Origin of the sequence: Catenulispora sp. GP43, from assembly GCF_041260665.1 — a bacterium.
Classification (GTDB): Bacteria; Actinomycetota; Actinomycetes; order Streptomycetales; family Catenulisporaceae; genus Catenulispora.
The window spans coordinates 132,563-145,940 of sequence record NZ_JBGCCT010000022.1; the positions used below are offsets into that span (position 1 = coordinate 132,563).

12 protein-coding genes and 1 pseudogene are annotated in these 13,378 nt (G+C 65.0%); 7 read left to right on the top strand and 6 right to left on the bottom strand.

What is annotated here, in order from left to right:
- Positions 1-212 precede the first annotated feature (212 nt).
- Complete coding sequence (locus ABH926_RS35835) at positions 213-551, top strand: hypothetical protein (protein ID WP_370370394.1); 339 nt, start codon at positions 213-215, stop codon at positions 549-551.
- 271 nt (positions 552-822) lie between these two features.
- Here ABH926_RS35835 and ABH926_RS35840 read toward each other — a convergent pair whose 3' ends face one another.
- The gene (locus tag ABH926_RS35840; protein WP_370370395.1) at positions 823-2,457 is read right to left on the bottom strand and encodes an IS1182 family transposase; all 1,635 of its coding nucleotides are present in this window, start codon (positions 2,455-2,457) and stop codon (positions 823-825) included.
- 618 nt (positions 2,458-3,075) lie between these two features.
- Between ABH926_RS35840 and ABH926_RS35845 the strand changes: the two genes are divergently transcribed.
- Both ABH926_RS35845 and ABH926_RS35850 read left to right on the top strand, forming a co-directional pair.
- Positions 3,076-3,588, top strand: a complete 513-nt coding sequence (locus ABH926_RS35845; protein WP_370370396.1) for an RNA polymerase sigma factor — start codon at positions 3,076-3,078, stop codon at positions 3,586-3,588.
- Entirely contained in the window at positions 3,588-4,532 is a 945-nt protein-coding gene (locus ABH926_RS35850) for a sigma-70 family RNA polymerase sigma factor (RefSeq protein WP_370370397.1), read from the top strand. Before ABH926_RS35845 ends, ABH926_RS35850 begins: the two co-directional genes overlap by 1 nt.
- A gap of 23 nt (positions 4,533-4,555) precedes the next feature.
- Here the strand turns inward: ABH926_RS35850 and ABH926_RS35855 are convergent, their stop codons facing one another.
- Both ABH926_RS35855 and ABH926_RS35860 read right to left on the bottom strand, forming a co-directional pair.
- Positions 4,556-5,248: a toll/interleukin-1 receptor domain-containing protein gene (locus ABH926_RS35855; RefSeq protein WP_370370398.1), complete on the bottom strand. Its 693-nt coding sequence runs from the start codon at positions 5,246-5,248 to the stop codon at positions 4,556-4,558.
- The gene (locus ABH926_RS35860; protein ID WP_370370399.1) at positions 5,241-7,091 is read right to left on the bottom strand and encodes a helix-turn-helix domain-containing protein; all 1,851 of its coding nucleotides are present in this window, start codon (positions 7,089-7,091) and stop codon (positions 5,241-5,243) included. The genes ABH926_RS35855 and ABH926_RS35860 overlap by 8 nt, the downstream gene beginning before the upstream one ends.
- On the opposite strand from ABH926_RS35860, the gene ABH926_RS35865 reads away from it, so the two are divergent.
- The 4 genes from ABH926_RS35865 to ABH926_RS35880 all read left to right on the top strand — a co-directional run bounded on the left by ABH926_RS35865 (position 6,991) and on the right by ABH926_RS35880 (position 10,960).
- Positions 6,991-7,527 (top strand): hypothetical protein, encoded by a 537-nt coding sequence (locus ABH926_RS35865; RefSeq protein WP_370370451.1) that lies wholly within the window; start codon positions 6,991-6,993, stop codon positions 7,525-7,527. The genes ABH926_RS35860 and ABH926_RS35865 overlap by 101 nt on opposite strands.
- A gap of 51 nt (positions 7,528-7,578) precedes the next feature.
- Positions 7,579-9,723 carry a hypothetical protein gene (locus ABH926_RS35870; RefSeq protein ID WP_370370400.1) on the top strand — a complete coding sequence of 715 codons (2,145 nt, stop codon included), beginning with the start codon at positions 7,579-7,581 and terminating at the stop codon, positions 9,721-9,723.
- Between the two features lie 152 nt (positions 9,724-9,875).
- A complete protein-coding gene (locus ABH926_RS35875; RefSeq protein WP_370370401.1) occupies positions 9,876-10,433 on the top strand; it encodes a hypothetical protein in 558 nt (185 codons plus the stop codon).
- 257 nt (positions 10,434-10,690) lie between these two features.
- Complete coding sequence (locus ABH926_RS35880; RefSeq protein WP_370370402.1) at positions 10,691-10,960, top strand: hypothetical protein; 270 nt, start codon at positions 10,691-10,693, stop codon at positions 10,958-10,960.
- A gap of 10 nt (positions 10,961-10,970) precedes the next feature.
- Here ABH926_RS35880 and ABH926_RS35885 read toward each other — a convergent pair whose 3' ends face one another.
- The 3 genes and pseudogenes from ABH926_RS35885 to ABH926_RS35895 all read right to left on the bottom strand — a co-directional run bounded on the left by ABH926_RS35885 (position 10,971) and on the right by ABH926_RS35895 (position 12,989).
- Positions 10,971-11,396, bottom strand: a complete 426-nt coding sequence (locus ABH926_RS35885; protein WP_370370403.1) for a hypothetical protein — start codon at positions 11,394-11,396, stop codon at positions 10,971-10,973.
- A pseudogene (locus ABH926_RS35890) lies at positions 11,396-11,938 on the bottom strand (transposase); the annotation flags it as partial. The pseudogene ABH926_RS35890 and the gene ABH926_RS35885, both read right to left, overlap by 1 nt.
- Positions 11,939-12,185: 247 nt before the next feature.
- Positions 12,186-12,989, bottom strand: a complete 804-nt coding sequence (locus tag ABH926_RS35895; RefSeq protein WP_370370404.1) for a transposase family protein — start codon at positions 12,987-12,989, stop codon at positions 12,186-12,188.
- Positions 12,990-13,378: the final 389 nt, after the last annotated feature.

A 13,378-nucleotide genomic window follows, 5' to 3' on the forward strand; every position in this document is an offset into this window, starting at 1 on the left:
CAGAACACTGTGATAAGCACCACGCGATCCTCGCAGAGACCAACCAAGATCACGAACGCGGCGGATCACAAGATCAGCGCCAGAACCAGCCCTCACGTCCGCCACTGGGGATCTTGCCGTGTCCGCTGACAGCATGCTTGTCAGTTGCCCTCATGACAAGATTCGGGTGACATCCCGAGCAGCACAACCTCTTTACTTGACGAGGAGCGTAAATGGCGATCGCGACCATTCCGGCGACCTTGGTAAGGCGGCTTGTCGTCGCCACATGCGTGTTCGCATTTTCCCTCGGGGGTGCCATTTTCTTAGCTCCGGTCGCGAACGCAACGCCGCAGCAATGCGTTGCCATTGCTGTGGCGGCCGCTCCAAACGCCGATAGGGGCCGAATCATCGAGGGTTGCCACTCGCCCAATATTCGTACTTGCTATACATCCCTGGTGGTTGCTGGCGTTGAAGCAGACGATGCCTACGACGCCTGTGAAGCCGCCCAGGCCCGTACCAGCTCAGGGCGCGAAGCAATGGACACTGGGTACAGAGTCGTCGCCACCAGATGATGGCGCAGCCAGGGCAAAGAGGGCCTGGAGATGTCGTCGCGGATCTCCCAGCGTGATCATGGGGCCGGGGGTAAAGAACGCCTTCGGCGGCAGTCCTCACCCCGGCCTTTGCTCGCTACCGGCCCGGCGTCGGGACACCGGCCAACGAGCGCACCTGTTCCGCCCGGTCACCAGGCGGAACAGGCGGACGGCACGAACATCCCAAGCTCACGAAACCACGCCAGCCGTCCGCCGGCCGAACCTGAGGGACTCTGTTGCCGGTTGTGATGTGTTATGCGGCGAGGTCGAGTTCGAGGCGTGCGTAGTGGCTGGTTCTGGTGGGCCCCAGTGGTGTGCCGGTCCACCAGGCGTCGAGCCGAATGAGGTTGATCGCTGCCGCGAGCAGGATGTGTTCGAGCCGGACTTTGGGAAGGCCTTTGTATCTGGCGCGGCGGGCGTGGCAGGCGTTCACGGCCTGGGCGATGGTGCCCTCGACGCCGGCGCGGGTGGCGTAGCGTTCGCGCCAGGGGTCGGTGTCTTGTTCGCGGCGGCGTCGTTGCAGGGCCTCGTGCTGCTCACGCGGGTGCAGGGTTAGGCCGCGGTAGCGGGCTTTGGTGCAGTCGGGTTTGGCCGGGCAGGCCGGGCAGCCGGCATTGTAGAAGTCGACGTGGATCCGGGGGTGGCCGTCGATCTTCGTGTCGATCCAGCGGGTGCTGGTCTTGCCCTGCGGGCAGGTCGCGGTATGCGCATCGAAGTCGATGGTGAAGTCGCCCAACCCATAGCCGCGCCCCTCGCGTTCCTGGCGGCCACCGGCGATCGGGACCGGCCCGAGAAGGTCGATGCCCAGGTGCGCGGCCTCCACGATCAGCTCGGCGCCCATGTAGCCGGCGTCGACCAGGTGCTCGGCTGGGCCGCGGCCGGCGGCGATCAGATCGTGCTCGACGGTCAGTGTCTGCGCGGCGTCATCGACCGGCGCAGCGGTGGTGACGACGTGCGTGATCAGGTGTGGTGTGGCGCCATCGGCATCACAGGTCTCGGTCAAGTGCAGCTTGTATCCGTCCCAGCGGGTCGAGCGTTTGATCCCGACCCGGGCGTCCGGATCATAGGGCGAGATGATCCGCTGCGCGCCCGGCGGCAACTCCTTGCCGGTGCGCTGACGCACCGTGCGCCGCCGGTCCCGGACGTACTGCTGCTCCCAGACGCGGGCGAGCAGCGCCACCGCGGGCACCTTGGCCAGCCACGTGAAGCCGTTGTCCTGGCCAGCTTCGATGGCCACCGCGTCCAGCACCCGGAAGCCGTCGGTGCCGACGGTGACTGCGAACGCGGTCCGCTCCGCCTCGCCCTTGGGCAGCCGCCAGTAGTCCGCACGGGCCCCGTAACGCCCAACCCACGCCTCGGACACCAGATCGTGCTCGGCCAGCCAGCCTGGAGCGGCGACCGCCAGGGCCTCCAGCGCCGCCCGGAGCGTCTCAGTGACGAACTCCAACCGGTTCAACGCCCGAACACAGGCCACCACGTGCGTGGCATCGGTGCGCACCCGGCCGCCGACCCGCAACAACCCCAGCTCGGCGCAGCGGTCCAGCACCAACTCCAGCACCCGCGCCTCCAAGCCGTTACCGATCAACCGGTCCCGGAACTGCGACAACACACTGTGATCGAACCCCGGATCGGCCAGCTCGAGGCCCACGGCATACTTCCAATCGATCCGGGCCGCCGCAGCGTGCGCGGCCTGCCGGTCGGTCAACCGCTCCGCGTACTGCAGCACGCTGACCAGCGCCAGCATCGCCGGCGACAGGGCCGGCCCACCCTGGCGGGGATAGGCACCGGTGAAGTCGGCGTTGCTGAAAACCTCGCCCAGCTCATCACGTAGCCGCATCGCCAGACACCCCGCTGGGAACACCGCCCGGGCCAAGGCCGCCGTCGCCACCGGGACCGGCGGGGACGGAAGCGGACGCATCGACACGATGACCAGCTCCTTCACCCCGTATCAGAGGTCTTCATCCACCTCGACAGCGTCTCTCTGAAACGGGAGAAAGTCATCACAACGGACAACAGAGTCCCTCAGGGAGTGTCGGCGTCGGCGGCAGCAGGATCTTTAGGGCGCCACGGAGACTTCGTGGCCGCGGTAAAACCCGGTTTCCCGATCATGCGATCCATGGCCACTTCCCAGTGAGACAGCAGCGGTGAATCCGGGGACCGTCCCCGGGAGCCGTGGCTGGGACTGTGAAGGACACCATGGATTTTGCCTCGACCGTGACTGCCGTCACCGGCGCCGTTTTGGCCTTGGCCGGCAGTTGGTTCAGGGCGCGTATACAGCGGCACCGAGCCCGGGAGGAGGCCAGGGCTGACCACGTTCGCAATCTGGGGCCGGGGAGTCGATTGGTCGACCTCGGTGAGAACGGAATCCTCATTGAGTTCGGTGCCGAACCGTCCAGCATTTGGGGCGACCGTGTCGACGGGGCCTGATGAACCCGGCTTCAGCGTGGACGAAGCGAGTACCGGCGCCCCTGGCTCCGTTCCGCTCCCCTGTGCCACTCTGGTCAGGATGCGTGAGGCTTTCCTCGAACTCTGCGAGCAGCAGCATGCCCAGGTGGTGGCGTTCATGATGCGGTGCGGAGCCACGCTGGCCGATGCCCAGGATGCCACCCAGGAGGCGTTCTGCGCCGCGTGGTCCGAGCTCACGACCCACCCTGAGCGATGGCAGTCGGTCGACAAGCCCGGCGGGTGGATTCGAGTCGTCGCGATCAAACGATGGAGACGTCCTCCTGGACCGAGAAGGCGAGTTTCCGAATCACCAGTCGGCGAGCTTCCAGATCGCTCGAATCCCGGTAACGAAGTCGGTGAGCTGACCGCGCTGACGCTCACTGTCCAGCACGTTCTCGCGGAGATCGACGAGATCGCTCGAGTCGTCTGGGCCTACCATCGCGACGGCTTCACCAACGTCGAGATCGCGCAATGGCTGGACACGGACGCTCAGAAGGTCACCGACATGCTGAAGAAGACGCGTTCGGTGCTTCGCTCGGCATTGGCGGAGAGTGTCGAAGGGAGGACTGCGTGATGACTGACCTGCCCAGTCCCAACCAGCGCGGGGCGCTGTCCGATTCTGAGCTTGACGCTCTGCTGGCCGTCACCGACGCCGACCTTCTGAGGTATGCCGCGGCGAAGACAGATCAGGCTCGACTGTTGTTGACCTTGTTGGAGGCTGACGACAGGGCCGAGTCCGAGTCTGTTCCGTCCGAGGCCTGGAGCTTCGACCAGGTCTACAGCGGCGTGTCGGGGCCAGAGCCTGCCGCGCCGGCTGGCCTGCTTCTCCTGCATAAGGCGGTTCGAGCTGTAACGATCTCTGACTACGCCTGGACGGGCCCCGACGCCGACGTCGAGAGCGGATCCGCGAGCAGCTCCGATGACCGGGACCAGCGCTTTGACGTTCCCGTGGACGAATCCGACGTCGTTGTTGGTTTGGTGGCCAAGGCCAAAGAGGGTGATGCGGACGCTTTCGGCGAGCTCTACCGCATCTACTGCGACACGGTCTTCCGGTACATCTACTACCGCGTGTCGACCCGCGCCCTGGCCGAGGACCTCACCAGCGAGACCTTCGTGCGCGCGCTGCGCCGCATCACCACCTTCAGCTGGCGGGGCCGGGACTTCGGGGCCTGGCTGGTTGCCATCGCCCGCAACCTGGTCGCCGACCACCTCAGGTCCAGCCGGCACCGCATGGAGGTCTCCACCGGCGAGATGCTCGACTCCAACGAGGTCGAGGCGTCCCCGGAGGACTCGGTGCTGAACCGACTTTCCAACGAGACGCTGCTGGAAGCCGTCCATCGCCTTGACGACCAGCAGCGCGAGTGCGTTGCACTTCGCTTTCTCCGGGGCCTTTCTGCCGAGGAGACCGCGGAGATCATGGGTGAGAGCGAAGACGTCGTTCGAGTCCTGAGCCACCGTGCTCTTCGTGCTCTGAGCAGAATTGTCGCCCCGGAACTGGGCGACGGCAGTAGACCGTGAGCGCGTGGCTTCGATCCACAACCTCATCGCGCGGGGGCGTGGCCCCGCGCGAGCAGGTCCACAACTGTCGCGTCGCCGGTCTCGGCAAGGTCGTCAACCTTCATCTCGGCGTCGATCTGATGCGATATGCCTTCGTGTGCGCGCACAGCGGCCGCTTTGCCTCGCAGGTTGCCGATCTGCATCTTGGCGGTGATTGTGCCGCCTCTGGTATCGGTTGAGCGCCTTCCCAGCTCGGGGACCAGCTTGACCAGCTGGGCGATGAGATCGGGCAAGGTCATCCGCAGCCGGCCGCCGGGCTCCAGCCGGAACGCCTGGCGGTTGACCAGCGGCGCGAGGTCCGGCGGTAGGTTCTGCGGTGCCGGGATGGAGATCTCGTCGGGGTTTCCCAGCAGCAGCGGGATTACCACGTTGCCGTTCCGCAGCGCCAGTTCGATTTCCCGGCGGACCCAGTCGTTGGAGTCGTCCAAGCGTCGCGTGCCGTCAGCATTCTGTGCCGCGACCCAGCGAGGTCCGATACAGACAAGCATTACGGGACATGAAGCGGCCCTGTCCTCCAGGACCGGCGGATACTCATCCCCGGCACGCAGGTTGAACCCGGCCTTGAACACGGCTTCCTCGCCGAATTCGGCTTTCAGCGCCGTGTAGACGAGATCAGGCGCCCATGCGGCATCGCCACCGCGATAGCTGATGAAGACATATGGTCCGTGCTCAGGCATGGCGGGCCTCCAGCAGCTTGACGCGGGGATTCGGGAGCGCGGACTGCGCCAACGTGAGGATGTCAGGGGTCAGGGCACGCAGTCGGGACGCGCGCCGTCGCGACAAGATCGATGCGAGTCGTCGCAGATCGTGGCGTACTGTCACCGATGCATCTGGCAGACTGGGGAGGAAGGACTCGATGACATCCGCTGCGCGATCACTTTCGTGGACGTGCGCGTAGGCGGTTGCTTCGCGGATCGCGAAACAGACTCGTGCGTGCCGAAGCGACGGGCTTGCCTCCTGCCCCTCTGGAAACGTGTGTGGCATGGTGCTGGCAAATACCTCAGCCGCCGTGCGGAACTCTTCCAGTTCCATGAGTCCCGTGGCCTCGGTCAGGCGCGACGAACCGAGCAGGGGGTCCCACTTCGGGCCCCATTCCCAGTCCTCCGTCACCGGCGCGGATGTGTCGTCGGAGAGCTCGTAGAAGGCGTCAATCGCTCGCTTGAACCCCTCGCGGTCGCCGTGGCGTGCTCTGGCTCTGGACTCACGTTGCAAGGCAATGCTTCGGAGCCGCGGTGGCAGCTCCGGATTCGACAGCGCGCATCGGACGTGGCGGAGTGCGGCGTCGGGGTCGTCGGCTCGTAACGCTGTCGCCGCTCGGCGGATCGCGGCATATCCCGCGATGGCGGGGTCGCCGCTGTCGGATCCGAGGTCTACAGCGAGGGCCAACCATTCATGCATGGCCCTTTGATCGGCCATCTCCTCCGCGAGCCAGCTCAAGTACTCCGCGTAGCGCGCTTCCAAGTAGCGGAACATGCGGGCCTGGCCGGCGGATACCGAAGCCGCTGCAGCGTGTAGGGCGTTGATCTGCGCGACAACGTCATTTACCACCGTGGCCGGCCCGAAGAGGTGCCGTCGCACCCGGACCTGCTCCAGTTGCGCGGCTGCTTCGGCGGCAACTGTCTCTGCATCCTCAGACGGGCGGCATCCTTCTATCCCCGAGAGGCAGGCGGTGCTGGGGATTGTCGGCGATCCGGGGGAGTGCCTTGATTCTGCGGTGAACAGCGCGATCAGCGCGCCGTCCTGTCCAAGCCTTTTGTCCAGCAGCCGCGCCACGTACGGCGACCCGAGCGACTTCCCGTTCTCAAGGTTGCTGATGTAGACGTGTGAAAGCCCTGCCAGCTTGGCCAGGCTTCGTTGCGAAAGGCTGAGGTTGTTTCTGGCGCGGAGGATCTCACCGCCGTAGCTGACGGCGACCGGCCGCGGCGGCTTGGTTGTTTGTCGTGAGCGTTGTTGAGCGGGGAGCTCGGTCGGTCCGCCTCGTAAGGTCTCGTAAACCCGCACCAGGCGTGGTGAAGCCGGCCTGAGCCCGTTCTCGACCTTGCTCAGATGACCTCGGCTGTAGTCGGTGAGTTTCACGACCTGTCCCAGGCTCACGCCTGCTCCCTCGCGGAGCGCTCGCAGCGTCTGGCCGTCCCTGCTCGATGTCGCCATAAGTCCCAAAGTACTGAGAGATCGGCCCGATGGGGGTTCTCTGCGCAACGCTCCGGAGCAATCAAGAGGCCGAGAGTGAACAGGCAACAGTTCCCAGGCCGTGTCTGCCTTGCTAGTTTCATTGATCGCCGGCCCTTCGTATGAGGCTGCGGGCCCGTTGACCTGCAGCAGGTCTCGCATCGGCTTCTCGCAATGACAACTATTTACGTTGTGCTGCCTGCGTGAGACAGACACAGCCGGCCGACGCTGTTGAAGATCTGGGGGACACATGCCTGATCCGGACACGGTGGCGATCCCGGTGCTCGCGGGAGCAGCGCTCGCCCAGGGAATCACGTTCTTGTACGGCCAGGCCGCCGAGGTGCTTCGCATCAAGCGAGAGGGCAAAGCCGCACCACAGACGACCCTCACGGTCCCCGGAGCCTTCGAGCCGAAGAACATCGCCCTGCAGCCCAACCCGGCAGCCCTCGCCGCACGTGCTCGCGACCTCGTGATGCTTCTCCAGATCGCCAAGCCGTTCGCGACCTGTCCGCCGGCAGACCTCGATGGCACCGACGAAACGCTGCGAACCTGCTTCGGCCACCTACGCGAAGTGTTGGAAGACATCTATGACGTGCAGTTCACGTTCGTGGGTGAACAGCGGTCGACACAACGGGTTCGCCAAGCCGTTGACGACGTTCGTGGCCGGACCACGGGGATGAAGCTCCGTGGCACCAACGTCAAGGCTGCCGGCGACGTCGTACAGCGCGTCAAGACCGTCCACGAGAGCGGCGAACTGACAGGTATCGACATCGATCTCCGTGCCTGATCGGTCAGGCACCACGTCACGACTTCACGACCAATCCGGATTGGGGCGACGGTGGACCTACTGCACACCTTTGACGAGGTAATTCAGGGCGAGACAGACGTGGTGGCGCAGGACGCCGCACCAGCCGCTGAGATGATCGAGGCGTTGGGGATCCCCGAATTGCCCCCGATACAGCAACACGTCGAGTACAACGTGGGCGAGACGAACCTGGTGAAGGTGGTGGTGCTGGAGGCCCTGAGGCGGTCGAAGCTCGAACCGGGCTTCCTCACCGAGGTCCGACGGACATTCGCCGAACCCGGCAAGAAGTTCGACTCGGCGTTCAGCACGCTGCGGAGCGATCAGCGACTTGTCGTTCTGAGGGCCAGCCCGGACAGCGGAACGAGAACCGCAGCCGTCGCCATGATCGACCGGTTGGCGAAGGGACAGTGCGTACAGCCGCACTATCTGCGCGTGGGCGGGCCGACGGGGCTGCCCACGGCCGCGCTGGCTGCTGAGAAGTACCAGGCGTATCTGATGGACCTCACCGTTCACGGTGAGGAGTCGGATCTGTCCCCTGACTTCGGTCTCGAACTCAAGGCCGTATCGACTGTCCTGAAGAGCGCGGGCTCCTTCCTGATCGTGATCACCGATGCCACGGAGTGGGACCGGATCGGCAGGTACGCGCCGGGCGTCCTGGTGCACGATCTGCAGCCGCCGAGGCCGGAGCTGGTTGCCCTGAAATGGCTGAAGTACCGCGTACCGGAGCACGACTTCGTGGACTGGTTCGCTGACCCGCAGATCGCGAGGCTGCTGGACGCGGCGACTCCGCGGGAGGCTGTCGAAATCGCCAAGTTGATGCGAACGGCGGTCTCTCCCGACTTCACTCCCTCGCCCGACACTGTTGGTTCGGCTTCGGATACGAGCACCGAGAAAACCGACCTCCAGCTACGGGTCGAAAGCGTGGTGGCGACCAGGGGGCAATGGCGTCCGCAGCTTCTGAAATGGCACATGACGCCGGGTCGGACGGCCTTCGAACGCAATTTCTTGCTCGCGAACGCCGTGCTGCGCGGGTTTCCGGTGGGCGCCGCATACCGGGAGGCGAAGCGGCTGTGCGGGGCATTCGGTGATGAGGCCGAGCATGTGCGGGGCCACGGCGGCCCGGGAGTCATTGAGCTACTGAACACGATCCGTGCCGACACGGCTGGCGACGGCAGCGTTCGGTTCCCTCGTCCGCGCTGGGCCGAGGCGGTACTCGACTACTACTGGCTGGACCGGCCCGACGACCACGACGCCTTCATCGGCTGGCTGTTGAGCCTGCCGCGCAGCGACACGTTCGCGCCGCAGGTCCGGGCAACGGTGGCCGCACGCGTTTCCGAAGTCATGTTCGACCTGATCGTGACGCCGGAGCGGATGGGTCAACTCGGGCACGTCATCGACCTGTGGAGCGCGCAGAAGGAATCGATGCCGGTGGCGTGGAGTTTTCTCGACGCTGCCTCGTTGCACCCGAAGCTGGGTCGTGATGTCGCCCAGATGATGCTCCGGTGGTCGAAGGCACAGGACGTCCAGCGGCGCAGAGCAGTCGCGGCTGTTTGTGGTAGCGATTTCGGTCGGCTCAGTACGGACAAGGCGCTGGTACGGCTCAGCCACCTCATCGACAGCGGAGAGCCGGAGGTGGTCGCCGAAGCCGAGCGCGCAGTGATTGCCCTCTGGACGCAGCCGGCGATCGGCCGGGAACTCCTTGAGAAGCTGGTCGCCTGGGAATCGGATGGCTTGCCAAACCGGATCAGGGCTGCCCGTGGCATCTTCACCAAGATCGCCGCGCTGCCCTCGCCCACGGATCCTGACCGGCCGGACCTGCTTGCTCGGGCGACGGCGGATGAGGAGATTCTGAATCTCGTCGCCACTGGGTGGCGCTGCCTGCTCGATGCCGAGATGGCGAGCGAAGATCTGATGGCGGCGCTGCGCCCGTGGTTCGAGGCCGCGGGGAGGGCTCCGGGTATCGCCGCTGACGTGGTGTCTGTACTCGGACGGGCCACGGCTGACGGGCGGCGGGCCCACGGACGTCTTGAGAAAAGCGTCTACCTTTGGCTCGGGTCTACCGGAGTTGCCGACGAGAGCCCGGCCGGCCGCTTCGTCCGTCAAGTCGAGCGGCTCGCGGAGCGTGGCTCGGATGTCGGCATCCCAACAAGCCCCAGCGAGGAAGTCCGTGCCGGATGAGGTGGCGGGGGAGAGGCCGCCAGGTCTGGCTCGATTCCTTCAGCGATCGAGTCTGTGGGCAGGACGGCTTCGCCTTCGATGTCGAATACCACGTCGCGGTTCGCCGTACGGATGCCGGCTCATCGTGCAAGCACCAGAGTGCCTGCGCCGTCGTGCGTTCGATAGTCGAGCCCGCGCTGGCCGGCTGCGACATTCTGCGTCCGCGGGCGGCGGAGCAGGACATCAACGGCCACCTGTCACGTGTGTTGCCGAGGGGCGATACAGGAGTCGTTGTCACGGGTTCTCGGGTCGCCGTCCGAGTCGACCGCGAGACAGCCGAACTGGCCAGGCGTCTGGCCGCCGAACGACAGCGTATGAAGGTGCAAGCTATCGAGCAGGACAGACTACGTGCCCGAATGACGTTCCTTGAAAGGGAAGTGGTCCGCGACGCGGCGACCGTCCGGCTCTATCTGCTCGCAGAGCAAATCGAACGCGGTAGAGAGGTCCTTGGTGTTGGTCTCAAGGACCTGGAATCTGTTGCCGAGAAAGTTCGGCAATGGTCATCGGTCAACAAGTGGGTCGCGACTGCGGAGATTCTGCACGACCACTTTGACAGCCTCCCGCCTCGCGCTGTCCAGGCATTGATCTCGACTCTCCGGGACAGTATCCGTGATCACGAGAACTCTGACCTGCTCAAGAGGTTCGACGAGGTTCATAGGCCGCAGGCGTGACGGCACGGGGAAGTCGAACGGTTTCTCGTCTGTAGCGACAGCTGCAGGTCGCGTCGAGGAGATCCGAAAGGGGCATGGCTTTGCTGCGTTCGAAACGCGCTTACGAACGTCCGGTCAAGGGCAGGAGGCCGTCGATATGGACGGGACACGCTACGCGTCTGACAACCGCTGCAGGCATCTCTACGGTAATACTTCGCTGTCACGAGGACACCTGGAACGAGATATGTAAGCTTATGCGGCATTTTAAGGGCTGGAGCGTGCCAGAAACGGTCCTCAGCTCGCCGAGCGGTCTGGTCGAGGCTCGGTTGTCCGGGCCCAAGGTCATCGCCATGTTGTTCGGCATGCGCACCCACGCGATCGGCTTCAGCGGGTTCAACAGGGCCCTTGCTCGTCGCGTCTATATGGGGTTGGCAGAGGTCGTGGACCTGGTCGACTCGGCGAACCCCGCGCGTGCTTTGCCGGCAGTTGTTCTCGACGATGTCGCCGGGGGTGGCGAAGGCGGCGATACGTCATCCGCGCTCGCATGAAGCGTAATTGTCAAGAGTTGTGGTTAGGCGGCTCGGTCTTGGCCAGGTAGAGAAGATCGTGGGCGCGACCGGACCAGCTGGTGTCGGCTTGGCCGACGTGGATCTGGGTGCTGATCGGTGTGAGATGTTCGGGTCCGCTGACGAGGTAGGCATCGAGATCGTCGGTGATGACATTGATATCCTCGCGGAGCGTCTCGGTGTCGGCGGTCGCGGCGATGTGGAGGATGATGTCGTCGGGCCTGGTCTCGATGGCGATGCCGCGGATCTCGGGTCCGATCAGCCCGAGGGCGGCATGGCCTGTCATGAGCAGCAGGTAGTTGCGGCGCAGGAGCGCGCGTTCCTCGGACAGGCTCAGTTTCGGGCTGTAGTACTGCTCGGCCGGGTGCGGCATCTCGGCCGCCCAGCGAATGATGCGTCGCAGCAGGTTCTTGGCCATCACGCGACCTGCCCTTCGGCACGTTCGACGAGCACGCCGCGTTCGAAGCGGGCACCGGCGCGGACGAGTGCGACCAGGTGCGGGGCGTTGACGGCGCGCCAGCGGACCTGCGTGGATTCGATCAGTTTGAACGTCATCGCCAGCGCGGCGGTGCGGGATCCGGCGCCGCGGGTGACGCGGGTGCGCAGCCGGACGGTGGCGCACGTGGACTCGATCGGGTTGGTGGTGCGCAGGTGGATCCAGTGCTCGGCCGGGTAGTCGAAGAAGGTCAGCAGCACGCCCTCATCATCGGCGATCTTCGCGACGGCCTTGGGAAATTTCGCACCGTGAGACCGCGCGAACGCCTTAACCGCCGCTTGGGCGTGTCGCCGGCCACGGCCTCCGCGCGAGCGCGTTTCCTTGTCCTCCGCGTTGTAGATCTCGACGACGGCCGCCTTGGCCGCTGGGTGCGCTGACTTCGGAAGCGCATCCAAGACGTTCGTGGTTTTCTGCACCCAGCAGCGCTGTTCCCGTGTCTCGGGGAAGACCTCCGGCAACGCCTTTGCTGGGTTCAGGCTGCTGGCAATTGCGGTCGAACGAGAACTCGAATGGTTTCACGACGCGCCGCAGCACTGGTTCGGACCTCGGCTTCGGCTCCCAGCTGCGGCCTGGGAGCTGCTGAGACGCTGAAGCGAAATTGAGGTTTCGTGTTGATCCTTTGCCTGGCGGGTCCCTTGAATGGGAAGGTCAAAGCGGGCCGCCGACCCTCCGCATTCGACGCAATAAAGGTCAATGAGGTGATCTCACCGACTATCGCCAGATGATCTTGTGCTCGAATTGCGTGAGGACGAGGGTGGCGCGCATCAGGTCGCCGATCCGGCGCGGGCTCATCGTGACGTGCCGTAGCGCCTTCCACAGGCCGAACAGCAGCGCGAATCCGCGTTCACCTTGGAACCGCAGCCCGCGCAGGATCCTGTTGTAGGTGCGGATGTCTTCGGACAGTTCCGGCCGGCCGGCTTCGGGCTGGGGCACGGGGGTCTTGACGTCGTGAGGTGTGCCGACGTACCCGCCGTCGGCCAGCAATACCAGGTCGCCGAGATACGGGTATGCGATCTGAAGGACTTCGGCTCGGGCGACGGTGAGGTCGTGTTCGCTACCGGGATGGGCGTCGGAAGTCCACGCGGGGATCCCGTCGGGATAGGCCAGAGCCTGGATGTTGGCGCACTGTTCGCGTGCCTTTCCGGAGTACCAGGCGTCGATGTCTTTCCCTTTCACGGACGTCTTGGTCTCGGCGATCCGGTCGATCGGAACGAGGGTGCCGTCCAGGATGAGGTACGGCAATTTTTCACGGACGGCCTGGGCGAGCACCTCGGCAAGCGTCGGGGCCTGCGCGGCGATCGCGTCCAGGGCCTCGCGGTGCCGGCGGTAGGCGGTGGCGCGGGACATTCCGAAGCCGGCGCCAAGTCGTTCGATGTCCCCGCCGTCCCGCAGCCACGCCAGGATGAAAACGGCCTGACGGAAACAGGTCAGGATGCGGGTGCCCTTGCGGGTCCCGATCTCGCGGAGCTGGTCCCGCAGCAGGCCGGCGACAAACCAGATCATGGCGCGGGGCACGCCGAGGCTGACACAATAGGCGGTCACGTGGAGCCCTTCGATGAAGTGAACCTTGAATCAGTCCTCTTCTACCGCGGGGCTCTACGTCTGTGCGTCTCGCGTCCCGAAGATCATGGTTCATCCGATCAGCCCGAGATGCCTGCTGAGATCACCTCAATGTAGGTTCCCGGTCGATCTTTCGCCCGAGGCGGCGTTGACCTGCGTGGCGTCGGCTGATTCCCATCGGTTCTTCGTCCGGGTTGTTCCACCGACTCTTCATTTTCCTCAGCGTTGAGCGCTCAGCCCCTCAATCACCAGAGCCAACGGGCCAGCCCTCGGGCTCCGGGTTCGGCCCACTGAGGGTGGCCACTGCACCGTCGTCTGTCGCGCGTCAGACTTTGTGGCACAGG

What these genes read in the sequence shown, in the direction of transcription:
- ABH926_RS35885 (WP_370370403.1), bottom strand. Translation starts at nt 11,396, where the DNA reads ATGGCCAAGAACCTGCTGCGACGCATCATTCGCTGGGCGGCCGAGATG.
- ABH926_RS35835 (WP_370370394.1), top strand. Translation starts at nt 213, where the DNA reads ATGGCGATCGCGACCATTCCGGCGACCTTGGTAAGGCGGCTTGTCGTC.
- ABH926_RS35860 (WP_370370399.1), bottom strand. Translation starts at nt 7,091, where the DNA reads ATGCGAAGCACCTCGGCGGCCTGGCCGTACAAGAACGTGATTCCCTGG.
- ABH926_RS35845 (WP_370370396.1), top strand. Translation starts at nt 3,076, where the DNA reads ATGCGTGAGGCTTTCCTCGAACTCTGCGAGCAGCAGCATGCCCAGGTG.
- ABH926_RS35855 (WP_370370398.1), bottom strand. Translation starts at nt 5,248, where the DNA reads ATGCCTGAGCACGGACCATATGTCTTCATCAGCTATCGCGGTGGCGAT.
- ABH926_RS35865 (WP_370370451.1), top strand. Translation starts at nt 6,991, where the DNA reads ATGCCTGATCCGGACACGGTGGCGATCCCGGTGCTCGCGGGAGCAGCG.
- ABH926_RS35850 (WP_370370397.1), top strand. Translation starts at nt 3,588, where the DNA reads ATGACTGACCTGCCCAGTCCCAACCAGCGCGGGGCGCTGTCCGATTCT.